A 23,931-nucleotide genomic window follows, 5' to 3' on the forward strand; every position below is an offset into this window, starting at 1 on the left:
TGACGCAGGCCCGAATGCAAGCGAGCCAATCCCGATGAGGAAACCACTGACTGGAGAGCCGTGTGCGGGAAAACTGCACGCACGGTTCGGAGGGAGGGGAGGCCTTGGCCTTTCCTACCCCTATCAACATGAATGGCCAACCTCTGTGGTCTGACATTTCCCCTTGTAGGAGCGACGCCCTCGTCGCGAAAAGCCTCGCAGACCACTCAGCATCGCCCCGGGGCGGGGCTTTTACTTGAGGGTCATCAGAGGGATGTCTTTGGCCACCGCCAGCTTGTCGAGCTGGGCGCGGGTTTGGCTGGCCAAAAAGGCTTCGATGGCTTGGCGGGTGGCGGGTTTGAACAGGTCCTTGACCGGGTGGGTCAGTGAGACGCCAGCCACTTCGCACAGACTCATCGCAAAGTGCGGCTCCAAGGCTGCGACGGCCACACGGCCGTTTTTGCAGGCGTAAACGCGGTAGCCTGCGTGGGCCCCGCCCACCGCGCCGTCGGGGGTGGTCATGCGCAATTGGCGGGGCAAGGCCAACCAAGCGGCGGCGCTGGACAGGGCCACCTCGTGGCGGGAGCCTTTGCCCTTTGCACGCTGATGAAGCACCGCCTTGAGTGTGGCTTCGCTGGCCATGAGTGCACCGCCCATGTCGGCAAACAGGCTGGGCGGCAGGTCCATGCCGTTGACCAGGCCCACTTCTGCCTGGTAGGTCAAATCATGGCCGGGGATTTCGGCCAGTGGGCCAGGAGCGCCTACCACTTCGATCAAGCTCAGGGCGGGGTATTGTTTGTGCAGGCTTTTCCAGCCCAAACCCAGCTTGGTCAGGGCGGATGGGCGAAAGGACGTCAGCAGCACATCGGTCTTGCCCAACAGCTTGTGCAGGGCAGCTTGTCCGGCATCGGTTTTGAGGTCGAGGGTGTGGTGCTTCACCCCTTTGTGCATCAGCGCGTAACCGTCTGGCGTGTAGTGCTGCATCGGATCGCCCGATGGGGGATTGATTTTGGTGCAAGTTGCGCCCATTTGGGCCAGGCGCATCAGTGCCGCCGGGCCGGGCAGGTTCAGGGCAAGGCTGACAACGCGCGTGCCGCGCAGGGGTTTTGTAGATGACATGGGGTGAACTTGAATGCGTTTTTGAGGGGCTTTGCATTATCGGCAAAGTTCAAGACGCTGGCTGTCACTCAAGGCTTGCCTTGCTGCTCAAAAGCCATGATGTCTGCCGGTTGGGGGGGCTGGCAGCCCGCGCGGGTGCAGTTGATGGCCGCGGCTTTCATGGCCAAACCCAAGGTGTCCATCACACGCAGCCCCGCTTTGTGGGGTTGCAAGGCCCAGTCGGCCAAGGTGTTGCCCCAAAACGTGTCACCTGCGCCCACGGTGTCCACGACGGAGACGGGGGGGGCCGGCAAAGTGTGGCTGTGGCCTTCGATGTCCAGATGAGCCCCTTCACCACCAAAGGTCAGGGCGACACGGCTCAAAGCACCCGCTGGCCCGCTGGCCCGCAACTCGCGCACCCATCGTGGCGATTCACCCACGCCGACCGCCGCAAAACCCATGGACTCCAGATCCTCGTCGCTGGCTTTGAGCCAGTCGGTCAGGGCGATCACCTCTTTCAGGGCGGCCACGTAAGGTGCCAATTCGCCCGCCACCTGGGGGCGCAGGTTGATGTCCACGCTGATGGTCCAGCCCATGGCGCGTGCCGACTTGAGAATGGCCACCACTTTGTGGTGTTCTGGCGGAATCAGCAACAAAGACCCGGTGTGAAAGATGCCCGGGCTGGCTTGTTGGCGCAGCAGGTCCAAGACACCGTCCACGGTGTAATCGCGGTCGGCAATGCCTTCGCGGTAAAACCCATAGCTCGGCTGACCCGCATTCAATTGCACCACCGCCAGCGAGGTGGGTCGTGGGCTGGTGCCGCCAGGCAGCGCCACGCCGTCTTGATGCAGTTGCCGCGCCATGCCTTGTCCGAACAGGTCGCTGGACAAGGGGTTGATGTAAGCCACGCGGGCCCCGCGCAATGCCGCTGCACGGGCCAGATTAAATGGGCTGCCACCCATCAGGGGTCGCAATTGGCCGTCGGGCTGGGCGATGCAGTCCATCAGGGCTTCGCCCAGCACAAAAATCGGAGTGGTCATGAGAGTGGAAAAGAGAAGAATTTATTTTTTCAGCAGGTGTTTCCGGCGCACCACGTCGATCCACACGGCCACGATCACGACTGCGCCAATGGCCATCATTTGCTTGAACTGGGAGACTTCCATCAGGTTCATGCCGTTGCGGATCATGGTGATCAGCACCGCCCCCAGCAAGCTGCCCCAGATGCTGCCGCGCCCGCCAAAGAGCGAGGTGCCGCCCAGAATGACAGCGGCGATGGCGTCCAGCTCAAACATTTGTGCCATCTTGCCGCTCGACGAGTCCATGCGGGCCATGAGCACGATGGCCGCCAGGGCGCAGCACAGGCCCGAGATCACGTACACGCCCAGCTTGTACCAACGGATGTTGATGCCCACCTGGCGAGCGCCCATTTCGTTGGAGCCCATGGCGTACACATAGCGGCCGATTTTGGTGCTCGACAACACAAAGGCCATCACCACAAAAAAGACGCCGGTGATCAGGGTGGGCATGGGGATGCCGAAGACATCGCCATAGCCGATGAAAGGGAAGGGATCGGGCAAGCCCGCGTTGTCAAAACCGCCGGTCATGTCAAAAGCCAGACCGCGCCAGAGTGTCAAACCACCCAAGGTGACGATGAAAGCCGGGATGCCCACAAAGGCCACCAAGTAACCGTTGAAAATGCCCACCGCCGCGCCAATGGCCAGCGCCACGAGCATGGCCAGATAAGGATCGACGCCCATTTTGATCATCATGTGACCGGCCACGGCACCGGCCAGCGCGGTCAGCGCACCCACGGCCAGGTCCACGCCACCGGTCAGGATCACAAAGGTTTGTCCACCTGCGAGCAAGGCGATCACCGAGGCCTGCACCAGGATGTTGGACAGGTTGCCGGTGGTCAGGAAGTAGGGCGAGGCGAAGGTGAGCAAAACGCCCAGCACGATGACCGCCACAAAGGCGCCGTACCACTCTTGTCGGGTGATGGATTTCATAAATTCTCGGTATTGCAAAAAGATAAACCCGGACACGCAGGTCCGGGCGGGCCCTATCGTGGAATTGACTTATTTGGCCTTGACCTTCATGAACTGGCCCACGCCGGAGTCGGCCGCGAACTTGTCCACGTTGGCCGGCAGCACCAAGAAAGAGCCGGTGTCGATGCGGGCTTCAACCTTTTTGCCTTGAGCCGCTGCGATGGCGGTTTCCACGCCCACTTGGCCGATCTTGGCCAGCATTTGTGCGGCGTTGGCTTGTTGCCAGCCTTGCTTCATCATGTCCAGGCCGCCGGGCGAGCCGTCAAAGCCTGCAATTTTCACGTCGCCGGGCTTCTTGCCTGCGGCCATCAAGGCGGCTTTGGCACCCAGAGCGCCGCCGTCCCAGGCGCAGGCGATCACTTTGGCACCGGGGTTGGCACGCAAGGCAGCTTCCACACCGTTTTGGGCCATGGTCTGGTCCCAGGTGGTGGCCACTTCAACGATTTTGACGTTCTTGCGAACCTCGTTCAGTGCGTCCACAAAGCCTTTTTTGCGCTCTTGGCCAGTCGATTGGCCTTGGTCGCCGGTCACGTAAATCACGGTGTCGCCGTCTTTGATTTGCTCAGCGGCCCATTTGCCCTGCACGTTGGCGGCCTTGATGTTGTCGGTGGCCACATACGAGGTGATCTTGGAGCCGGTGATGCCGGTGTCCACCGCGACCACGGCAATGCCAGCGGCCAGCGCTTTGTTGATGGCGGGCGCGATGCCGGCCGAGTCCACCGGCGCGATGGCAATCGCATTGACTTTGCGGGTGATCATGTCTTCCACGATGGCCAGCTGGCGTGACAACTCGCCTTTGTCAGCGGCCAATTCGATGAATTTGACGCCTTTGGTTTGTCCGGCTTTCTTGGCACCCCCATTGATCAGGGTCCATCCTTCATTGGTGTTGCCGTTGGTGATGTAGGCCACTGTGATGTCGGCTGCCATGGCCGAAGTGAACAAAGTGGCGGCAGCGGCGGCGATGGCCAGGCGGCCGAAAGTGCGTTTGGTGATCATGGGTCTTTTCTCCGTTGTGGGTTCGTACCGGGCAGAAAACCTTTTCTCTGACCGCGAACGGATTGGAAACGAAAAACCCGACTAAGTAAACCTAGTAGTTTTACTAATGCGTGAAATCACGAAATCCGCGATGCTTGCGCCATTCCATGTGAAAGTTGCTGTCATGTCTTCATCCCCCCCTGTTCTCGAAATCCAACAACTGACCAAGCATTACGGCGGCGTCAAAGCCTTGACCGATGCGCATTTCCGACTTTTGCCTGGAGAGCACGCGGCCATCGTGGGCGACAATGGCGCGGGCAAAAGCACCTTTGTGCGCCTGATCACCGGGGCCGAGCAGCCCAATTCAGGCGATATCTTGCTGGACGGCGGCAAGGTGAATTTCGAGTCACCGCTCGATGCGAGAGAGCAGGGCATCGAAACCGTGTACCAGACCCTGGCCCTGGCCGAAGACCTGGATGTGCCCGCCAATATTTTTCTGGGCCGCGAGATCACCCGCCTGAACTTGGGGCCGCTGTCCATCCTCAACCACAAGGCCATGCGTGAAAAATCAGCGGCCATGTTGTCCACCACGGGCGTGAAGATTCAGGACATGTCCGAAAGCCTGCGTGGCATGTCGGGCGGTCAGCGCCAGTGCGTGGCGATTGCCCGCGCCGCTGGTTTTGCCAAAAAACTCATCATCCTGGACGAGCCGACCGCCGCTTTGGGTGTGCAAGAGACAGCCCGCGTGGAAGAAATCATCAAGGGCCTCAAGCAGCGCGGCATTCCACTCATCATCATCAGCCACAACCTGCGCCAGGTGTTTGATCTGGTGGACCGCATCTGGGTGTTCCGCCAAGGCCGCATCATCTGCAGCCGCCTGACCCGCGAGACCAGCCCCGAAGAGATCGTGGGCCTGATCACCGGGGCGATTGACCCGGCCAACCTGCGCTCTGAAGAGGCCGCCACATGCTGAAAGGGATCGACCCGCTGCTCACGCCCGAGTTGCTGATGCACCTGTGCGCCATGGGGCACGGTGAATGGGTGGCGGTGGTGGATGCGAATTTCACGGCCGATTTTTTGAGCCAGGGCAAGCCGGTGGTGCGCCTGCCAGGCAACAGCCTGGAGCGGGTGAGCCGCGCCGTGCTGTCGGTGATTCCGCTGGCGGTGGATGTGGCGAAACCTGCGGCTTTCATGCGGGTGTGTCACAGCGCAGACGGACACCGCACGCCTGCTCAGCAGGCCGTGGTGGATGTCGTGGTGGCCGAAGGCTTTCAACCCGAACAGGTCGAGGCGGTGGAGCGCTATGCGTTTTACGAGAAAATCAAAGCGGCCAGCCTGATCGTGCAAAGCGGTGAAGGCACGGCCTATGGCAACGCCTTGTTTTGCAAGGGCGTGATTCTTGTTTAATTTATTCCAGCATTTCTGACATGAACAGCGCCACCCCGAATTCAGCCATGCGTGGGTCCAACCACGTCGGGATGCGCCAATTCAACGAGCGCATCGTGCTGCAGGCCATCCGTCACCACGGGGCCATCCCCAAAGCCGATTTGGCCCGCCTGACCCAGCTGTCCACCCAGACCGTGGCCATCATCGTGGGCCGTTTGCTCGACGATGGGCTGCTGCTCAAACAAGACCGGGTGCGGGGCAAGATCGGCCAGCCTTCGGTGCCACTGTCGCTCAACCCGCAAGGGGCGTTCAGCGTGGGCATTCAGGTGGGGCGGCGCAATCTGGAGCTGTTGGTGGCCGATTTCACGGGCCAGCCGGTCCATCGCGTGGAGGTGCTTTACGACTATCCAGACCCCGACGAGCTGTTTCAGTCCATGGCGCAAGGCTTGCAGACTTTGCAAGCACGCATGGGCGATCTCTGGCCCCGCACCGTGGGGGTGGGCCTGACCGCGCCGCTGTCGCTGCACAAATGGGCCGACCTGATGGGCGGGAAAGCCGCACAGGCCTTGGCCCGCTGGGAACACATCGACTTGCTTGCACAAGTGCAGCGATTGAGCGATTTGCCGGTGGTGTTTGCCAAAGACACCACCGCCGCCTGCGTGGCCGAGCTGCTGCAAGGCCATGGGCGCAGCGAGCGCAGCTTTTTGTACGTGTTTGTGGGCACCTTCATCGGCGGCGGTTTGGTGCTGTCGGGCCACATCATGAACGGCGAGCGCGGCAACGCCGGGGCGATTGGCTCACTCCCTGTGGGTTTGGCCACGTCCGAGTCCAAGGGTTCAGGCATGCCGCCGCAGCTGCTGCAAAAGGCCTCGGGCTGGCAGCTCGAACAAGCCTTGCTGGCCGCAGGCCACAACCCTTTGCTCATTCACCAAAGCGCCATCATGGATGCGGCTTATGCCGAATTCACCGGCCCGTGGATCGCCCAAGCCAGTCAAGCCTTGGCCATGACCGTGGCCAGTGCCGCCGCCTTGCTCGACTTGGACGCGGTGGTGATGGACGGCTCGCTCGGTGCACCGCTCATGACCGCCTTGATGGCCGCCACGCAAGAGGCGCTGGGCCAGTACCGGTTTGACGGCATGCACCAACCCCCCCTGTTGGCGGGGCAGGTGGGGGCGCACGCCCGTGCTTTGGGCGGGGCCTTGCTGCCGCTGCACAGCCAGTTTTTTCCGGACAAAGACATCTTCCTGAAACAGGACGCCGCATGAAGTTCTACCTCGACTCGGCCGACGCCCGCCAATGGGCGCTGCCCGCAGGTTGCCCGCCCGTGCAGGGCGTGACGACCAACCCCACCTTGGTCATGCAAGCCGGTTTGCCGGTCAGCCTGAGCGGCTATCTGCAGCTGGTGGCGCAGGCGGGCGAGGCCCGCATGCCCGAGCTGATGCTGCAACTGCCCCGCGCCGACGTGGGCGAAGCCGCCCAATGGTTGGAAGTGCTGCTGCCTGCCGCCGTGCAGGCCCGCGTGCGCCTGACCATCAAGCTGCCGTGCCACCCCGACTGGCAGCCGGTGCTGCGTGAGGTGCAGGCCTGGGGCGTGCCCACTTTGCTGACGGGCTTGTCCAACCCGGTGCAACTGCTGTGGGCAAGGGCGCAAGGGGCCAGCTATGTGGCGCCCTATGTGGGCCGCTTGCAGGCCGATGGCCGTGATGTGTGGGCCTTGATCGAGGCCTGTGTCGCGGTGCAGTCCGACGGCTTGCAATTGCTGGCCGCCAGCATCAAGTCGGCCGATGTGCTCTCGCGTTTGATCGCCGTGGGTGCCCACGCTGTGACGGTGCGTCCCGAGTTTGCAGCGGGTCTGGCCACCGACCCGCTGACGCTGGCGGCGATGGCACAGTTTGACCGGGATGTGCAGACCAGCCACCAGGCCGTCTTGTAGGTCGGCGGCTTGAGCCCCGACATGGATTACCAGTACGCGTTGTCGGGGCTGAAGCCACCGACCTACAAATACCTGTGACAACAGCGCGAGGGTTCTGACCATCGACCGCCCCTCTTCAAATGCTGCGGTTGCGGGCCAGTGGCGGGTTGCGCGAAAAATACTGCAAGATGCCGCGCATCAAGGCGTCGGTGAGTTGCTTTTGGTAGGCCTCGCTGCGCAGTTTTTCTTCTTCAGGGTTGCTGATGAATTTTGTAGGTCGGCGGCTTCAGCCCCGACATGGATTTCCAGTACGCGTTGTCGGGGCTGAAGCCAACGACCTACAAATACCTGTGACAACAGCGCAAGGGTTCTGACCATCGACCGCCCCTCTTCAAATGCTGCGGTTGCGGGCCAGTGGCGGGTTGCGCGAAAAATATTGCAAGATGCCGCGCATCAAGGCGTCGGTGAGTTGCTTTTGGTAGGCCTCGCTGCGCAGTTTTTCTTCTTCTTCAGGGTTGCTGATGAAGGCGGTTTCGACCAGCACGCTGGGGATGTCGGGTGCTTTGAGTACGGCAAAACCCGCTTGCTCGACGCGGGGTTTGTGCAGGCGACCCACACCGCCAATCTCGCGCAGCAAGCTGCTGCCCAGCTGCAAGCTGTCTTTGATCTGCGCGGCCGTGCTCATGTCCAGCAATGCACGCTGCACTTGGGCGTCTTGTGTGCCCAGGTTGATGCCGCCAATCAAGTCGGCTTTGTTCTCTTTTTGTGCCATCCACCGGGCGGCACTGCTCGACGCGGCGCCCTGGCTCAGGGCAAACACACTGGCCCCACTGGCCTGTGGCGTGAAAAATGCATCGGCATGGATGCTGACAAACAGGTCGGCCTGGACGCGACGTGCTTTTTGCACCCGCACTTGCAGCGGAACAAAAAAATCGGCATCGCGCGTCAGGTAGGCCCGCATGGGGTTGCCTGCAACGCTGCTGGCGTTGATGCGGTCGCGCAGCATTTTGGCAATTTTGAGCACCACGTCTTTTTCACGCGTGCCACCCGGGCCAATGGCCCCAGGGTCTTCGCCGCCATGCCCGGGATCCAGCGCCACCACGATCAATCGCTCCGTGCTGGTGGTGTTCGACTTGGGCGGGGGGTGATCCGGACGGTCCATCGATGGGGTGCCTGGCGGCAGCTTGTCCAGTCGCCGGGTGCTGGGCGGGGCCAAAACCATCGCCCCTGTGCCGGGCAGGCTGTGCTTGGCCATCAACTCACCCAGTGGGTCATTCACGGCGGCTGAGGGCGCTGGCAGGCCAGCCGCAGGGGCTGTTTTTTCGGCCATGCGTTCCTGAATCAGTTGTTCCAGGGGGTCAAGGGCTTGGGCAGGGTAGAGGTCCAGCACCAGTCTGTGGGCATAAGCGGCCACCGGTTGCAGCGTGAACACCTCGGGGGCAATCGGGCGCTTCAAATCGATGACCAGGCGCACCACCTGGGCGCTGAACTGGCCGATGCGAATGCCGGAAATGTTCGGATCAGACGCTTGCACCTGCCCCACCAGGTCACGCAAGGCGGCATTGAGTTGCAGGCCTTCGATGTCCACGGCCAAGCGAGGCGGTGATGTGATGAAAGTTTGTGTGGTTTTGAGGGGCGCGTCCGATTCCAGCGTGACCCGTGTGTAGTCGGCAGCCGGCCAAATGCGCACAGCCAGCATGTTGGCCCCTCGGGCCAGCTGGGCTGAACCCAAACTCAGCACCCAGAGGCCCGCCTTGAGCCATTGGCGTCGGTCAATGGGCATGTGTGGCACCTTGGGCCCACGACTGCAGCCAACTTTGCCCTTGGGGGGTGCCTGCGCTGATGTGGACACGGCGCTGGTCTTCGTCGAGGGCTTCAAGGGCAATCACCCAGTCCGCGGCAGGCAGTTGCCCGGCCACTTTGTCTGGCCATTCCATGAGCTTGAGGCCCGGCCCTGCAAAGATGTCCCGAAAACCGGCGTCTTCCCACTCTTTGGGGTCGCTGAAACGGTAAAAATCAAAATGCCAAATCGGCCAAGCGCTCTCGCCGGTGCCGACTTGGTGTGGCTCAACCACTGCATAAGTGGGGCTTTTGATGCGGCCTTGTACACCCGCCGCACGCAACAGGTGCCGCACCAGCGTGGTTTTGCCCGTGCCCAAATTGCCGCGCAGTTCGATGCGTGCATCACGCCCTTGGGGCCATGTTTGCAACGCCGCAGCCAGTGCGGTGGCAAAGGCCTGTGTGGCCGCTTCGTTGGACCACAGGCTTGTCCAGCTGGAGGCGGTGAAGGGGCTTTCTACAATCGGTGGGTGACTGCTCAACGTACTCAAATCGACCTTCTTGAACTGTGGCCCCAGATCCAAGTCTGGGCGGGTGAACTGGGATTGTCCCAAATTGGCGTGACGGGGATCGATTTGTCCTCGGCAGAGCCCGGATTATCCGCTTGGCTGGAGGCGGGTTTTCAGGGCAGCATGCATTACATGGCCGCACATGGCCTCAAACGTGCCCGACCCGCCGAGCTGGTGCCTGGCACGGTGAGCGTGATCACCGCTCGCATGGATTATTTGCCCGAGGGCACCACGTCCGACTGGGTGTCTCGGGAGACCGCTCGCAGCCTGCAGCCTGGCGAGGCGGTGGTGTCGATTTACGCCCGGGGGCGCGACTACCACAAGGTGCTGCGCAGCCGCCTGCAAAAACTGCAAGATCGCATCGCCCAGGCGATAGGCCCCTTTGGCCACCGCGTGTTCACCGACTCGGCCCCCGTGCTCGAGGCCGAGCTGGCCAGCCGCAGCGGTTTGGGCTGGCGCGGCAAGCACACCCTGATCCTGTCACGCGAGGCGGGCTCGATGTTCTTTCTGGGTGAGTTGTTTGTGGATTTTGCGCTGCCCGAAACGCCAGCCGCGACGGCGCATTGCGGCCAATGCACCGCCTGCATGGACCTGTGCCCCACGCAGGCCATCGTCGGGCCTTACCGGCTGGATGCGCGGCGCTGCATTTCGTATCTGACGATCGAGCATGCCGGGCCCATCGACGAGGCGCTGCGTCCCTTGATTGGCAACCGCATTTATGGCTGCGACGATTGCCAACTGGCCTGCCCTTGGAACAAGTTTGCGCAAGTCAACGCCTTGCCGGATTGGCAGCCGCGCGAAGGTTTGGGTGCGTCCAGCATCGTCCAGCTGATGGCCTGGAGCGAAGCCGAGTTTTTGGGCCGCACCGAAGGCAGCGCCATCCGCCGCATCGGCCATGCCCGTTGGCTGCGCAACCTGGCCCTGGCAGCGGGCAATGCGCTGGCGTCTGCGGGTTTGACCGCACTGGATCGACACGCTTTGCATCAAGCCCTGAGCACACATGCGGGGCACCCTGATCCGGTGGTGCAAGAACAGGTGGTGTGGTCATTGGGCAGTGCGTGATTCAAAACGCCAGCGGTCGATGATCGCCTTTGGTGTGCATTCCAAACTGTTCGCTGGGTGCTGTCGCTGGTGAAGTGCGCAGTCAGGCTTACCTGCAGAACTTTCAGCGCAACACACCCAAAGCAAAAGGCAAGCTCAACATGCCCGACAGGGTGGACAGCGTGACCAGTCCTGCCACATAAGGGCCGTTGTAACCCATGCGTGCGGCCAAAACATAGCATGTTGATGCTGTGGGCAAGGCCGAAAAAGTCAGCAGCACGGTGGTTTGCAAGGTTCCCAGCTGGAACCATTGGGCCAAACCCAAGGCCATCAAGGGCATCGCCAAATGCTTGATGCCCAGCACACTCAAGCCCAGCAGTTGGCCTTGGCGCAAAGAGCCCAGCTGCATCCCCGCACCTGCGGCCATCAGTCCCAAGGCCAATGAAGCGGCCCCAATGCGACCCAAGCTGGGGTCCAGCCAAACAGGGATTCGAAATCCCGCCAAATTGGCGATCAGGCCTGAGCCCGTGGCCACGATCAAGGGGTTACGCACCAATTCCCTTAAAAACCCGGTTTTGGCGTGCCGGGCCATGGGCCAGACGGCGCCGATGTTGAACAGTGGCACACACACCCCGATCAACATGGAAATCATCAACAAACCTTCGGGTCCGCCCAGGCGTTCGGCCAGGGCCAGGGCCATGAAGGAATTGAAACGAAAACCAATTTGTGCTGCGGCCGCGTGGTCACGGCGGTCGAGTTGACGGCCCAAAATCGGCCAATAAGGCAGGCTGTAGGACAAAGCGATGGCACAAAACGCCAAACTCACCCCTGCGCCAATAAAGCTCGAGGCTGCACCCAAGTCGATCGGACTTTTCACGATGGAGTGAAACAACAGCACCGGGAAAAGGAAAAAATACACCAGGTTTTCAACCGGTTGCCACACTGAGCGCCCCAATGCCGTGAAGCGGCAAAGCAAGTAGCCGCACAAAATCAGGGAAAAGTCTGGAAAGAGGAGTTGGGCAAAGTTCACTCAGCTAGGATAACTGCGCCTATAGATCTTCAGGGTACACAGCTGTCACCTTGGGGCGATGAAGACCTCCATCGGAGGGTTTTTGGCCTTTTTTGACCCAGGCAGGCCCTGGCGATTGAATATGATGTGATTATTTCAAGGAGTTTTTGAATGAAGCGACGCGATTGGATTTCCGTAGCCGTGATGGCGGCCAGCACCGCAGCCGTTGGTTCCGTCTGGGCCCAGGCTTACCCCAACAAAACCATCAAACTGCAAGTGCCTTTTGCGCCGGGCGGTACGACCGACATCGTGGCCCGAGTCATTGCAGAGCCCCTGGGCAAAGCCTTGGGTCAAAACGTGATTGTCGAAAACAAGGCCGGCGGCGGCGGCGTGGTGGGGGCTACGGAGACGGTTCGCTCAGCACCCGATGGTTACAGCTTGGGCATGGCCACCGTGTCAACCACTGCTGCCAATCCGGCCATCAACCCCAAAATTCCATACAACCCGACCACCGATTTCACCCCCATCATCAACATCGCAGCCACGCCCAACGTGATTGCCGTGCACCCCAGTTTTCCAGCCAAAGACTACAAGGGTTTCATTGAAGAGTTGAAGAAAAACCCCGGCAAATACTCCTATGCTTCTTCGGGCACAGGGGGCATTGGTCATTTGCAAACCGAGTTGTGGAAGAGTCTGGCCGGGGTGTTCATCACCCACATTCCTTACCGTGGTGCAGGTCCAGCCCTGAACGACACTGTGGCGGGCCAGGTGCCGATCATTTTTGACAACATGCCCTCGGCCTTGCCCTTCATTCAGCAAGGTCGTTTGGTGCCCATTGTTGTGGCTGCTCCCCAGCGCTTGCCGCAGTTGCCCAATGTGCCCACCTTCAAAGAAGTGGGCTTGGAGCCGGTGAACCGCATGGCTTATTACGGCATTTTGGGTCCGAAAAATCTGCCCAAAGAGGTGGTTGACAAGATCAGCGCCGGTGTGAAAAAAGCCTTGCAAGATCCAGCCGTGTCCAAGCGCATTCAAGACACGGGCTCTTTGGTGGTGGCCAACACACCCGATGAGTTTGCCGCTCAAATCAAGGCCGAATTTGAGGTCTACAAAAAAGTGGTGGAGCAGCAAAAACTCAAGCTCGACTGATGCACATCCATGCATGAGGCCAGCCAGGACGCCATCGATCTGTTTGTGGAGTCCCTGTGGCTGGAAGATGGTTTGGCCGCCAATACCTTGGCGGCCTACCGTCAGGACTTGACGCTTTACGCCCATTGGCTCTTCTTGACGCATCGGCTGGCCGTGTTGGCCAGTCAAGAGTCGCACCTGCAGGCTTATTTTGCTGAGCGCCACGTTCAATCCAAAGCAACTTCTGCCAACCGCCGCCTGACGGTTTTCAAGCGGTTTTTTCGTTGGGCTTTGCGCGAGCGCAGGATGCCAGCTGACCCGAGCTTGCGCCTATTGGCTGCCAAACAGGCACTCAAGCTGCCTGGCACTTTGGGCGAATCACAAATTGACGCTTTGATGTCTGCCCCTGATGTGAGCACCGAGTTGGGCTTGCGTGATCGTGCCATGCTGGAGTTGATGTATGCCAGTGGCTTGCGGGTCACCGAACTGGTATCCCTTCAAACCCTGCATGTGAGCCTCAATGAGGGCGTTTTGCGCATCACGGGCAAGGGCAGCAAGGAGCGCGTGGTGCCGTTTGGGGACGAGGCTCGGGCGTGGTTGCAGCGCTATGTGAGCCAGGTGCGCCCGGCTTTGTTGGGGTCGCGCCTCAGTGAAGATTTGTTTGTCACCTCCAGTGGCCCTAAACACGGTACGGGCATGTCCCGCGTCATGTTCTGGAGCTTGGTCAAGCGCTACGCCATGGAGGCGGGCATCACTTCGCCGCTGTCGCCCCACACTTTGCGCCATGCCTTTGCCACCCATTTGCTCAACCACGGGGCCAATTTGCGGGCCGTGCAAATGCTGCTGGGGCATGCCGATATTTCATCCACCACCATCTACACCCATGTGGCCCGTGAACGGCTCAAAGCCCTGCACGCTCAGCACCACCCGCGAGGCTGAAGTCGGTTGCTTCAGACCAAGCGTTGCCGCAGTTCGGTTTTGAGCACCTTGCCGTAATTGTTTTTGGGCAAACTGTCCACCACCACGTAGCGTTTGGGGCGCTTGAAGCGGGCGATCTCTTGCAGGCACAGCGCGTCCAGTGCAGCGGTGTCGGGGATGTGGCCTGCTTGTGGCACCACAAAAGCCACCACCACTTCGCCCCATTCAGGGTCCGGTGCGCCCACCACGGCTACTTCGGCCACGCCCGGTGCGTGCAGCAGCACTTCTTCGATTTCGCGCGGGTAGATGTTGGAGCCGCCGCTGATGATCATGTCTTTGCTGCGGTCTTTCAGGGTCAAAAAGCCATCGGCGTCCAGACAGCCCATGTCGCCCGTGAAAAGCCAGCCGTTCTGGATGGCTTTGGCCGTGGCTTCGGGGTTGCGCCAGTAGCCGGCCATCACGCTGTCGCCCTGAATCAGCACTTCGCCAATCTCGCCCAGTGGCAAGTCGCAGCCTTGCTCGTCGGTCACGCGGATGTTCACCGGGGTTTGTGCCACGCCAATCGAGGCCAGGCGATCCAGGTGCCGGGGGTGCTGGGTGTCTTGCAGATGGTGGCGCGACAGCGCCGTGCCGACCATAGGGCTTTCGCCTTGACCGTAAATCTGCACAAAACGCGGCCCCATGACACGCAGCGCCCGCTGGATGTCGGCCGCGTACATGGGCGCACCGCCATAGACCACGGTCTTGAAGGATTGGCCACAAGCTTGTTCTGACAAGCCAGCTGCTTCGGCATGGTCCACCAGTCGCTTGACGATGGTGGGCGCTGCAAACATCGACAGCGGCCCGACTTGTTGGCCCAGCGCAAACAACTCGGCCGGGTCGAACCCACCGGAAGGCGGCACCATGTGCCAGGCCCCGGCCATCAGGTGTGGAATGGCGTAAATGCCCGCGCCGTGCGACATGGGGGCGGCGTAGGCGATGGTGTCTTGCGGGCTGACGGCGTCCACATCGCAGAAATAGCCCAAGCCCATGGTCATCAGGTTGCGGTGCGTGATCATCACGCCTTTGGGTCGGCCGGTGGTGCCGCTGGTGTAGAACAGCCAGGCCAGGTCATCGGCCTGGCGCTCGGTGATCGGGGTGTCGATGGGGGATGCGGGCAATTGCCAAAGCGCATGGGCCTCGGCACTGTCGACATCGATCACGCGTTCCAGACCCGAGAGGTTTTCGCCAGCCTCGCTCGTGATGTCGGCCGTCACAAAGGCCCAGCGGGCCTGGGCGTTGTCGATGATCCATTGCGCTTCGCGCACATGCAGTTTGGCGTTGATGGGCACCACCGCCAAACCTGCCCACCAGGCGGCAAACACCACCTCAAGGTAGCGCACATGGTTGCGCATGAACAGCGCCACGCGGTCGCCGGGTTGCAAGCCTGCAGCTTGAAACTGCACCGCCAAGTGCTGGCAGCGCTGCGCCCACTGCCCATGGGTGGCCACACATGAGGTGCCGCTGAAAAGGGCCGGGCGCTCGGGGGCCATGCGGGCTTGGCGTTGCAGCAAGTGGGCAAGGTTCAATTCAATGTCTCCAGCAAAAGTGCCGCTATTTTGACCCCGACTGCCGAACGCAGTTTGTCGCTTGGACGTCTTGGTCACTGACACGCCAAGCCCTCATGTCGGAGCAGAAGGAACTGGCCTGCGGGCAGGCGCCCGATTGATCCGGCACGATGATGTTTGCATCCACGATTTTTTGTAGGAGCGACGCCCCCATCGCGAAAAGCCTCGCACACCACGACCCATCGCCCCGAGGGATGGGCCCCCCACAAACTGCAGGCATTCCCCCTGTAGGAGCGACGCCCCCGTCGCGATAACCCCCGCAGACCACCACCCATCGCCCCGAGGGCGGGGCTCCCACAAAATGCAGTGCACTGTCCCTGTAGGAGCGACGCCCTCGTCGCGATAACCCCCGCAGACCACCACCCATCGCCCCGAGGGCGGGGCTCCTACAAAATGCAGGGCACTGTCCCTGTAGGAGCGACGCCCCCGTCGCGAAAAGCCTCGCAGACCAAGACCCATCGCCCCGAGGGCGGGGCTCCTACAAAATGCAGGGCACTGTCCCTGTAGGAGCGACGCCCCCGTCGCGAAAAGCCTCGCAGGACACCACCCATCGCCCCGAGGGCGGGGCTCCGACACCGATTGCAAAGCGGATCGCTGCGCCCTGATACAAGCTTGAAACTTCACAGGGCATGCGCCCAAGGTGCACGTGGTCAGGCGCGGCGCAGCAGCAAACGCACATCCGGGCCGACACGGTCCACCGCGTGGAAGGCCAACTTCACGGAGTCGCTCAGGGCCGTCAGCGCAGGCAAATTGGCCATGCCTTGGCCAGGGCCGAGCAGCTGGGGGGCGATGTAGACGAGGTATTCGTCCACCAGCCCTTCACGGATGAAGGAGCCGTTGAGTTTGTGTCCGGCTTCCACATGCAGCTCATTGATCTCGCGCCGGGCCAGGTCGCGCAGCATGGCAGCCAGATCGACTTTGCCGCCCGGGCCGGGCATGTCGATCAGGGTGACGCCGCGTGCGATCAGTGCTGCGCGTTTGTCCGCATGTTGTGCGTCCTGCGGGGCGGTGGCGGTGTAAATCCAGATTTGGCGGGCTTGCTCGCCTGTGCCTTGGGTGTCCAGCAGTTTGGCGTTCAAAGGCATGTCCAGGCGGCTGTCCACCACCACCAGATGCGGTTGGCGAGGCACATCAAGGCCGCGCACGTTCAGTCGCGGATCGTCTTCGAGCACGGTGCCGATGCCGGTCAGGATGGCGCAGGCACGGGCACGCCAGGCATGGCCGTCGGCGCGGGCCTCGGGTCCGGTGATCCACTGGCTTTGGCCGTTTTGCAAGGCGGTTTGCCCGTCGAGTGAGGTGGCCACCTTCATGCGCACCCAGGGCAGGGCACGCTCCATGCGGCTGAAAAATCCGATGTTCAGCTCACGCGCTTGAATGGCTTCGTCTGAGCTGGGGCCCAGCGTTTCGGTTTGCACCCCCGCAGTTGCCAAACGTGCCATGCCTTGGCCTGCCACTTTCGGGTTGGGGTCGGTCATGGCCGCGATCACGCGCCCAATGCCAGCCGCTGCCAGCGCATCGCAACAGGGTCCGGTGCGGCCTTGGTGAGCGCAGGGCTCCAGCGTGACCCAGGCGGTGGCACCTTGCACGCTGTGGCCGCGCTCGGCCGCGTCGCGCAAGGCCATGATTTCGGCATGCGGGCCGCCTGCACGTTGGGTGTGGCCTTGGCCCAGCAGCGTGCCGTCAGCAGCGGTGATAACGCAGCCCACACGCGGGTTGGGCGAGGTCAGCCACAAAGCCTGACGGGCCAAGTGGAGGGCCGTTTGCAGGGGCGTGAGCAAAGGTGAGAAGGGGGCGTTTGAAGCTGGCACGGTGGTCAAAAAATGGGGTATCGAGGCGCTTTGCCTTAAAAAAACAATTATGGCCCGGATACCCAGGAGGGCAGAGCCGAGACACTGCTGTGCCATTCGATGCGGTTTTCTGAAGGTGTGCCCGAAGTGTCGGGGCCTTTGCCGGGCTTGCCGCTGTTTGTCCAGGTCACGCGCACTTGCAAGTCTTGAATGAGCCCATTGCCGCGTGGCGTACTGCTGGTTTGTCGGCTGTATTGCACCCCTTGAACCAGGATGGTTTCATCGGATGCGCATGGATGGGCGCTGCCCCGGATGCTGGCCACCCAGCAGTCCAGGCCTTCTTGGGCCAGCCTTTGAGCTGCCGCGTGTTGACGGCTTTCGCGGCTCAGTTGCAAAGTTTTCAAGGTCAGTTGTGTCGCACCCAGCAGACCGATGCCGAGCACGGCCGATGCGATCAAGGCTTCGATCAAGGCCATGCCTTGCTGGGGGTGTTGGGCACCTTTCATGGCGTGCTGGCGGTCCAACTGCCGTTGACCCGTTGAACACGCGAAGCGTCCATGCCGTCTGGCCAGTTCAGGATGTAAGCATTGCGCCCAGCCGGGCGGGCCAGTACCGTGCCCGATCGCCATTCAGGAATGCCCGATTGCACCACCAGTTGGCCTTCAATGGTGCCGCCTTGCCAGCCGCGCATTTTGTCGTCGTTGCAGCCCGAGTCGATCAAGACGCTGCCGTAGATGAGGGTGTTGGCACCGATGCGCGGGCAGCGCAGGGCGCAAGCTTTGGCAGAAAACACCAGCAGTGCCGGGGTGTTGGCCGTGCCCACGCTTTGTTGCCAGTCGTTGGGGCTGTCGATCCAGTAGATCGAGCGTGGTGGGGTGGTCTGCGCTGTCAAGCCGTTGCGTTCTTGAGCGGAGGACCAAGCTTGCAGTTGCGCGTCGGTGATGGAACCCAGCACACTTTGCCAAGCGGCGCGGGTGCAGGGGCTGCGCGGCACAGCTTGGCTTGGCCCGGTTTTGCTGCCACCGCCGGGCAAGCTGGTGGTGCTCAAAGCCAGGCAGGCATTTTTCTCTGCCGCTGAAATGCTGCCGTTGCGGTTGGTGTCCACCACAAAATGCGTCAACACCGCGGGTCCTTTGGCGGTGCCGACGCAGGCTTCACCCTTGCTGACCAAAGGGCACACCCGCAGCTTGGCCCCGGGGGCTTCGGTCAAGCAACCGTTGAGCACCAGCGCAGCGGGCTCTTGCAAGTCGGGCGCTGGGGCCACCGTAGGGACGAACACACTTTCTTTGACCAGCGCTTGACTGTGTGGTGTGCCCATGCGGGCGCTGGCGTGCAATGTCAGCACATGGGGCGACTCGACCAAGTCGCGCACGGCGGTGGTGCTCAGCTGGGCCTGCGGCATGGCAGGGTGTTGTTCGGGCGTGAGCCGAATGCACTGCCACTGGGGCCCGGTGACCCCTTCGGGGCAGGCGGTCAACGCCTGCAACAGGCTGTCCACCGGGGTGCTTGAATCCAACAACAAAGCTTGTGCTCCCGCCAAAGCGGCCGTGGCGGCCCATCGGGCTTGGTGGCTTCGGGCGTGGTTGAAAGTGGCCAGCTGGTCCATTTGGGCACTGCGGGCGCTGTAAAAACTGGCCAGGCTGGCCAGCATCACCAAGGTCATGGCCATCAGCAAAGTGATGGCACCCGTCTGCGGGCCGAGGGCAGGCGAGCGCGTCATGGGCAAAACTTCGATTGGACGCTGGCGGGCAAATCGTTTTGCAAGCGCACGGTTTGAGTGAGGCTCATGGTGCGACTGGGGTCCTGTGGCCATGCAGCGCTCAGCGTCATCTGCACCGAGCGGCGCAGCCAACCTTGTGCAGCTGAGCAATGGAGTGTCCACTGCAGTGCGCTGACTTTCAGGCTGCTGGTGTCGGTGATGGCTTGCCAATCACCCGCATCTTGGCATGAACGTTTGATTTGGATGGTTTGTGACGAGAGCCGAAAACCCATGCATTCGTCTTTCTCGCGCTGCCCGTTGTGGTTGCGGTCATAACTGAAGGCCAGAGTTTCGTCGCTCACGCTGAAATCTTGTGCGTCTTGACAGAAATCGTCCAGACACAGGGTTGGGCTGCGTGTTTCCCAGGCTTTGGCCGAGTACTGCGCTTGGCGCAATTCTTTGGCCATCCAGTCCATGGCCGAACGCAGATCGTGGTGCAGGTGGGTGTCATGCAGTGTCTGGCGGTGACCACGCAATTGACGGGTCAGCATGGTGCTGCCTGCTGCCAGCACCACCATGCCCAGCGCAAGGCCCACCAGCAGCCCGGTCAAGGTCTCACCTTTTTGAAGGCGGTGGCGGGTGGTGCTCATTTTTTCCAGCAACGGTCGGGGTCAGCGCTCAAGTGAGGGCCCGCGCTGAGCAAAGCGTTGGCGGGTCCTTGCCACGTCAACCGCAAGGGAGCGCACTGGAGGTCGGCCGATTGAGCCCCCACGGGGGTGGCCTCTAAGGTGAAGCCGTCGGCATCGGCCAAGGTGATGCGCAGTTGGTAATGGGCTTGGCTGGATCGGTCGGTGGTCCAGCCCAAAGTGCTCAGGGCATCGGCATGCTGGTCATGGGCACTGCGCCAGCGGATTTGGTCCATTTGCAATTGCAGCAAAGCGGCTTGACCGTCAAGGCGTCGGGTCTGGCGTTGCTGTTGTTGGTAGGCCGGCAGTGCCAAGGCCGCCAGAACGGCCATCAGCGCCAAGCTGATCAGCAGCTCGGTCAGCGTGAATCCCCGATTCCGAAACTGGGCGGTGGTGGTGTCTGGGGGATGGTGACCCAAAAGGTGCATGGCATGACTCCCTTGATTTGGTTTTGATTGTGGTCTTGTGTATTCATTTTGTACAGTTCAAGATGAGGGCTTGCTTGTGGGCACGATGCGCACACATGAACCCAGGAGGATGAGCCATGCATCGCCAAACGCTGCCACCCCGCCCGTGGCCCCATGACCCGCGCTGTGCGCAAACGCTGCGGGGCTTCAGTTTGCTGGAGGCCTTGGTGGTGCTGGCGCTGGTGGGTGTGTTGATGGCCATCGCTGTGCCGTCTTTGTCGGACTTGCGGCAACAGCATCGGCTGCAAGCACGGGCCGAGGCCTTTTTGAGCAGCTTGGTGTTGGCTCGCTCAGAAGCGCTGCATCGCCAGCAAAGGGTGACCGTGTGTGCAAACGCTGCTCCCCATGGCGATTCATGTGATCCCGAAGGGCGTTGGCAGCAAGGCTGGCTGGTGTTTGTGGACAGCAACAACAGCGCCCGCAGAGATCCGGGAGAGGTGATCGTCGAGCGTCAAGACGCCATGCCCGAAGGTTTTCAATTGACGGTCACCAATACCGTCAAGTCTTATTTTTCTTATGGTGGTGAGGGAAGAAGCGTGAGCCTGAGCGGGGCCTTCATGGCGGGCACCTGGCGCTTTTGTTCGGCAAATTTGCCACACGGCTGGCAAGTGGTCAGCAATGCTATGGGACGCCCCAAGTTGGAAAAAATACCGACCAAGGACTGCGATTGACGCCTCTTTCAGGGGCCGACAGGCCCTTGAGCAAAAATTTTAGCGGACTTCGTCAACCAAGGTTTTGAAGTCGTCAATGTCTTCAAAATTGCGGTAGACACTGGCAAAGCGCACATAAGCGACTTTGTCGAGTTTTTGCAATTCACGCATGACCCATTCACCAATGCGGTGTGAAGCCACTTCGCGTGTGCCCAAGTTGAGCAGTTTTTCCTCGATCCGCTCCATGGCCGCATCGAGTTGTTCGATGCTGACGGGCCTTTTGCGCAGAGCCAAGTTGAGACTGCCGCGCAGTTTTTCTCGCTGGTAATCGATGCGCCGACCGTCTTTTTTGACGATGGCCGGAAAGTTGACTTCGGGCTTTTCGTAGGTGGTGAAGCGCTTTTCACACGCCCCACATTGGCGACGCCGCCGAATGAAATCCCCGTCCTCGGCCAAACGGGTCTCGACCACTTGCGTTTCGAGGTGACCGCAAAACGGGCATTTCATCGTGTGGACCGATCAGCCGTAAACGGGGAAACGGCTGGTCAGTGCATGCACCTTGGCACGCACGGCGGCCAAATTGGCTTCGTCCAGCGGGTTGTCCAGCACATCTGCAATCAGGTGGGCCGTGGCGCGGGCTTCTTCGTCCTTGAAGCCGCGGGTGGTCATGGCGGGGGTGCCGATGCGCACGCCGCTGGTCACGAACGGCTTTTCCGGGTCGTTCGGAATGGCGTTCTTGTTGATGGTCATGTGGGCGTTGCCCAAAGCCGCCTCGGCCACTTTGCCGGTGATGCCTTTGGCCCGCAGGTCCACCAGCATGACATGGCTTTGGGTGCCGCCACTGACGATGCGCAGGCCGCGAGCTGTCAGTGTCTCGGCAATGATCTGCGCGTTTTTGACCACTTGGGCTTGGTAGGCCTTGAACTCAGGCGCCAGAGCCTCTTTGAAGGCCACCGCTTTGGCTGCGATGACATGCATGAGCGGGCCGCCTTGCAGGCCGGGAAAGATGGCGCTGTTGATGGCTTTTTCGTGCTCAGCCTTCATCAAGATGATGCCGCCACGGGGGCCGCGCAAGCTCTTGTGGGTGGTCGAAGTGACCACGTCGGCGTGGGGCACGGGGTTGGGGTATTGGCCCGCAGCGATCAAGCCCGCATAGTGGGCCATGTCGACCATGAAGATCGCGCTAACTTCTTTGGCAATTTTGGCAAAGCGCTCAAAGTCGATGTGCAGTGAATAGGCTGATGCACCCGCGATGATCAGCTTGGGTCGGGTTTCACGGGCTTTGGCTTCCATGGCCTCGTAGTCGATGGCTTCTTGCGCGTTCAGGCCGTAAGACACCACGTTGAACCACTTGCCGGAAATGTTGAGCGGCATGCCGTGGGTCAGGTGACCGCCTTCGGCCAAGCTCATGCCCATGATGGTGTCGCCGGGCTTCAAGAAAGCCAGAAACACGGCTTCGTTGGCCGAGGCACCACAATGCGGCTGCACGTTGGCGGCTTCAGCGCCAAAAATTTGCTTGATGCGGTCAATGGCCAATTGTTCGGCCACATCCACATGCTCGCAACCGCCGTAATAACGCTTGCCCGGATAACCTTCGGCGTATTTGTTGGTCAACTGACTGCCTTGTGCTGCCATGACGGCGGGCGAGGCGTAGTTTTCGCTGGCGATCAGCTCGATGTGGTGTTCTTGGCGAGCGTTTTCGGCCTGGATGGCAGCGAACAGCTCGGGGTCGGTTTGTTCAATCAGAATGTTGCGGTGGTACATGGCAGTCCTTTGGATGGAAGTGACCTTGAATAAAAACGAAGATGGGGTTGTTTTTGACAAGGGCTGCCCAGGCGAACGGCTGAGACCGGCTGGGCACGACAAAAAGCGACAGCCGGTTGCACGCTTCCCAGTGGTTCAGGGTGGAGCATCCACCACAATCCACGTCAGAGCAGTCGCTGGCTTTTTGAGAGCCAGAACGCCGCCCCTATCGCCAGTTGCGCACCCAGCTAGTGTAGCCGAGGGTTTTCGGGCCCTTGTCAATGCCTGAGATCAAAGCGGAAATTGAGTGGTTTTTGTTCCGCCAGAATGCGATGGCGTAACCCCAGCTGTTTTGAATCCTTGCGTGATTTTGTCCAGCTGTTTTTGTTCGCTCAAGACGCGGTCAATGTAGGTCTCGTCCCTGGCTTGTCCTGAGTCGGCGGCATAAAGCCGCAGCGCATCTTCAACGGTGCTCGATTGTTGAATCAAAAACTGCAAGTGGCGCGTGCCTACGCGCAGGTTTGTCAAAGGATCGAACGCGGCCAATCGGCCCCCAAAGGGCGTCAAGGCCTGACTGTGGGCATTGGGCTCGATCTGCATCAATCCCATGCCACCTTGTGAACCCGAAGCAAAGGGATTAAAGCGTGACTCAATGGCCATCACCGCCAAAATCAAAGTCGGTGCGATTTGGCTGCGCTCACCTACCGACCAGGCCTCTGACACCAGTGCGCCGACGGGTTCGGGCGACACTTTGTATTTGCGGCTGAGCCATTGGGTCACAGCCATTTGGTCTTTGGGCAGACTTTTCACGCTCGTTGCGGTCGAACGTGATGCGCCTTCGAGCAAGATGTCGATGTCCAGCGTCTCGGCTTGGCGCATTTCGAGCCAACTCATCAAGGTTTCACTGGCATAGACCTGCAAACCGGGGCGGGCAAAAAAAGTCAAGGCCACAGCCACCACAGCCATGCCCAGCAGGGCCAGGCTGTGCCGTGTGATTTCTACAAAACCTTCGCGCACGTCGCCGCTCAAGGTGGTGAAGCTTCGCCAGAATTCGGACAGATTCAGATGGGATTTCAAAAAAACTCCTCTCGTGTCAAGCGTGAACATGCCGCAGGCAAACGCTTGGTAGGGGGGCCGAGGCTGCAGACCAGGAGGGGTTTGCAGCGAATCGGCTGATGCTCGGGTTATCCCTAGTGGTGCCGATGTGTGGCAAATTTTAAGAAATTTTAATAACCCGTCAAGTATTTAAATTTTGTTTGATAGATTTCATTGAATATATAGATGGTTTTTTGGCTCTGAAAACCGTCCTGTTTCGCTTGGATTCGCGTTCCGCTTTCTGTCGCGTGCAAATCCCGGCGAAAATACGCGTTTGTGTTGCCGAGTTGGTCCCCAGGGGTCGAGTCTGTCGGCCCGCCGCCGTCTTGGCACCCAACGTGTTTTAAAGTTTTTTACCGTG

24 protein-coding genes and 1 riboswitch are annotated in these 23,931 nt (G+C 60.8%); of the genes, 8 read left to right on the plus strand and 16 right to left on the minus strand.

Going from position 1 to position 23,931, the window contains the following annotated elements; translation table 11 throughout:
- Positions 1–231 precede the first annotated feature (231 nt).
- The 4 genes from B9Z48_RS05580 to B9Z48_RS05595 all read right to left on the minus strand — a co-directional run bounded on the left by B9Z48_RS05580 (position 232) and on the right by B9Z48_RS05595 (position 4,118).
- On the minus strand, positions 232–1,098 hold the full coding sequence (locus B9Z48_RS05580; RefSeq protein ID WP_089961817.1) for a CoA transferase: 867 nt from the start codon (positions 1,096–1,098) through the stop codon (positions 232–234).
- 68 nt (positions 1,099–1,166) lie between these two features.
- Positions 1,167–2,117 (minus strand): carbohydrate kinase family protein, encoded by a 951-nt coding sequence (locus B9Z48_RS05585; protein ID WP_089961814.1) that lies wholly within the window; start codon positions 2,115–2,117, stop codon positions 1,167–1,169.
- Between the two features lie 21 nt (positions 2,118–2,138).
- On the minus strand, positions 2,139–3,083 hold the full coding sequence (locus B9Z48_RS05590; protein WP_089961810.1) for an ABC transporter permease: 945 nt from the start codon (positions 3,081–3,083) through the stop codon (positions 2,139–2,141).
- A 69-nt stretch (positions 3,084–3,152) separates the two neighbouring features.
- A complete protein-coding gene (locus B9Z48_RS05595; RefSeq protein ID WP_089961807.1) occupies positions 3,153–4,118 on the minus strand; it encodes a sugar ABC transporter substrate-binding protein in 966 nt (321 codons plus the stop codon).
- Positions 4,119–4,281: 163 nt separating this feature from the next.
- Between B9Z48_RS05595 and B9Z48_RS05600 the strand changes: the two genes are divergently transcribed.
- The 4 genes from B9Z48_RS05600 to B9Z48_RS05615 are packed head-to-tail and all read left to right on the plus strand — an operon-like array spanning position 4,282 to position 7,416.
- Entirely contained in the window at positions 4,282–5,070 is a 789-nt protein-coding gene (locus tag B9Z48_RS05600; protein ID WP_194944837.1) for an ATP-binding cassette domain-containing protein, read from the plus strand.
- Entirely contained in the window at positions 5,064–5,504 is a 441-nt protein-coding gene (locus B9Z48_RS05605) for an RbsD/FucU family protein (RefSeq protein ID WP_089961803.1), read from the plus strand. The genes B9Z48_RS05600 and B9Z48_RS05605 overlap by 7 nt, the downstream gene beginning before the upstream one ends.
- 20 nt (positions 5,505–5,524) lie before the next feature.
- Positions 5,525–6,748, plus strand: a complete 1,224-nt coding sequence (locus tag B9Z48_RS05610; protein ID WP_108377447.1) for an ROK family protein — start codon at positions 5,525–5,527, stop codon at positions 6,746–6,748.
- Positions 6,745–7,416: a transaldolase family protein gene (locus B9Z48_RS05615; protein ID WP_108377448.1), complete on the plus strand. Its 672-nt coding sequence runs from the start codon at positions 6,745–6,747 to the stop codon at positions 7,414–7,416. Before B9Z48_RS05610 ends, B9Z48_RS05615 begins: the two co-directional genes overlap by 4 nt.
- Before the next feature lie 370 nt (positions 7,417–7,786).
- On the opposite strand, the gene B9Z48_RS05625 is transcribed toward B9Z48_RS05615, so the two are convergent.
- Positions 7,787–9,178, minus strand: coding sequence for an N-acetylmuramoyl-L-alanine amidase (locus B9Z48_RS05625; protein WP_108377449.1), 1,392 nt, complete (start codon positions 9,176–9,178; stop codon positions 7,787–7,789).
- Complete coding sequence (gene tsaE, locus B9Z48_RS05630; protein ID WP_233261043.1) at positions 9,168–9,716, minus strand: tRNA (adenosine(37)-N6)-threonylcarbamoyltransferase complex ATPase subunit type 1 TsaE; 549 nt, start codon at positions 9,714–9,716, stop codon at positions 9,168–9,170. The genes B9Z48_RS05625 and tsaE overlap by 11 nt, the downstream gene beginning before the upstream one ends.
- Before the next feature lie 24 nt (positions 9,717–9,740).
- Between tsaE and queG the strand changes: the two genes are divergently transcribed.
- Positions 9,741–10,805: a tRNA epoxyqueuosine(34) reductase QueG gene (gene queG / locus B9Z48_RS05635; protein WP_108377632.1), complete on the plus strand. Its 1,065-nt coding sequence runs from the start codon at positions 9,741–9,743 to the stop codon at positions 10,803–10,805.
- Positions 10,806–10,908: 103 nt separating this feature from the next.
- On the opposite strand, the gene B9Z48_RS05640 is transcribed toward queG, so the two are convergent.
- A complete protein-coding gene (locus tag B9Z48_RS05640; protein ID WP_108377451.1) occupies positions 10,909–11,814 on the minus strand; it encodes an AEC family transporter in 906 nt (301 codons plus the stop codon).
- Positions 11,815–11,964: 150 nt separating this feature from the next.
- Between B9Z48_RS05640 and B9Z48_RS05645 the strand changes: the two genes are divergently transcribed.
- Both B9Z48_RS05645 and xerD read left to right on the plus strand, forming a co-directional pair.
- Complete coding sequence (locus tag B9Z48_RS05645; protein WP_089961782.1) at positions 11,965–12,939, plus strand: tripartite tricarboxylate transporter substrate binding protein BugE; 975 nt, start codon at positions 11,965–11,967, stop codon at positions 12,937–12,939.
- 9 nt (positions 12,940–12,948) lie between these two features.
- Complete coding sequence (gene xerD / locus B9Z48_RS05650; RefSeq protein WP_108377452.1) at positions 12,949–13,857, plus strand: site-specific tyrosine recombinase XerD; 909 nt, start codon at positions 12,949–12,951, stop codon at positions 13,855–13,857.
- A gap of 11 nt (positions 13,858–13,868) precedes the next feature.
- Here the strand turns inward: xerD and B9Z48_RS05655 are convergent, their stop codons facing one another.
- From B9Z48_RS05655 to B9Z48_RS05680, 6 genes are all read right to left on the minus strand, one after another.
- On the minus strand, positions 13,869–15,404 hold the full coding sequence (locus tag B9Z48_RS05655; RefSeq protein WP_108377453.1) for a class I adenylate-forming enzyme family protein: 1,536 nt from the start codon (positions 15,402–15,404) through the stop codon (positions 13,869–13,871).
- Positions 15,405–16,093: 689 nt separating this feature from the next.
- Complete coding sequence (ribD, locus tag B9Z48_RS05660; RefSeq protein ID WP_228769328.1) at positions 16,094–17,251, minus strand: bifunctional diaminohydroxyphosphoribosylaminopyrimidine deaminase/5-amino-6-(5-phosphoribosylamino)uracil reductase RibD; 1,158 nt, start codon at positions 17,249–17,251, stop codon at positions 16,094–16,096.
- A gap of 47 nt (positions 17,252–17,298) precedes the next feature.
- The gene (locus tag B9Z48_RS05665) at positions 17,299–17,736 is read right to left on the minus strand and encodes a prepilin-type N-terminal cleavage/methylation domain-containing protein (protein WP_089961771.1); all 438 of its coding nucleotides are present in this window, start codon (positions 17,734–17,736) and stop codon (positions 17,299–17,301) included.
- Complete coding sequence (locus B9Z48_RS05670; protein ID WP_108377456.1) at positions 17,733–18,950, minus strand: hypothetical protein; 1,218 nt, start codon at positions 18,948–18,950, stop codon at positions 17,733–17,735. Before B9Z48_RS05670 ends, B9Z48_RS05665 begins: the two co-directional genes overlap by 4 nt.
- Positions 18,947–19,579, minus strand: coding sequence for a hypothetical protein (locus B9Z48_RS05675; RefSeq protein WP_108377457.1), 633 nt, complete (start codon positions 19,577–19,579; stop codon positions 18,947–18,949). Before B9Z48_RS05675 ends, B9Z48_RS05670 begins: the two co-directional genes overlap by 4 nt.
- Positions 19,576–20,043, minus strand: a complete 468-nt coding sequence (locus B9Z48_RS05680; RefSeq protein WP_108377458.1) for a type IV pilin protein — start codon at positions 20,041–20,043, stop codon at positions 19,576–19,578. The genes B9Z48_RS05675 and B9Z48_RS05680 overlap by 4 nt, the downstream gene beginning before the upstream one ends.
- Before the next feature lie 116 nt (positions 20,044–20,159).
- Here B9Z48_RS05680 and B9Z48_RS05685 point away from each other — a divergent pair, with 116 nt between their 5' ends.
- Positions 20,160–20,753: a GspH/FimT family protein gene (locus B9Z48_RS05685; protein ID WP_108377459.1), complete on the plus strand. Its 594-nt coding sequence runs from the start codon at positions 20,160–20,162 to the stop codon at positions 20,751–20,753.
- 39 nt (positions 20,754–20,792) lie between these two features.
- On the opposite strand, the gene nrdR is transcribed toward B9Z48_RS05685, so the two are convergent.
- From nrdR to B9Z48_RS05700, 3 genes are all read right to left on the minus strand, one after another.
- The gene (gene nrdR, locus B9Z48_RS05690; protein WP_089961755.1) at positions 20,793–21,239 is read right to left on the minus strand and encodes a transcriptional regulator NrdR; all 447 of its coding nucleotides are present in this window, start codon (positions 21,237–21,239) and stop codon (positions 20,793–20,795) included.
- A gap of 12 nt (positions 21,240–21,251) precedes the next feature.
- Positions 21,252–22,496 (minus strand): serine hydroxymethyltransferase, encoded by a 1,245-nt coding sequence (gene glyA, locus B9Z48_RS05695; protein ID WP_108377460.1) that lies wholly within the window; start codon positions 22,494–22,496, stop codon positions 21,252–21,254.
- A 58-nt stretch (positions 22,497–22,554) separates the two neighbouring features.
- Positions 22,555–22,725, minus strand: a riboswitch (ZMP/ZTP riboswitch).
- 41 nt (positions 22,726–22,766) lie between these two features.
- Entirely contained in the window at positions 22,767–23,552 is a 786-nt protein-coding gene (locus B9Z48_RS05700; RefSeq protein WP_158273216.1) for a lytic transglycosylase domain-containing protein, read from the minus strand.
- Positions 23,553–23,931 lie beyond the last annotated feature (379 nt).

Source organism: Limnohabitans sp. WS1 (genome assembly GCF_003063265.1).
Taxonomy (GTDB): Bacteria; Pseudomonadota; Gammaproteobacteria; order Burkholderiales; family Burkholderiaceae_C; genus Limnohabitans_A.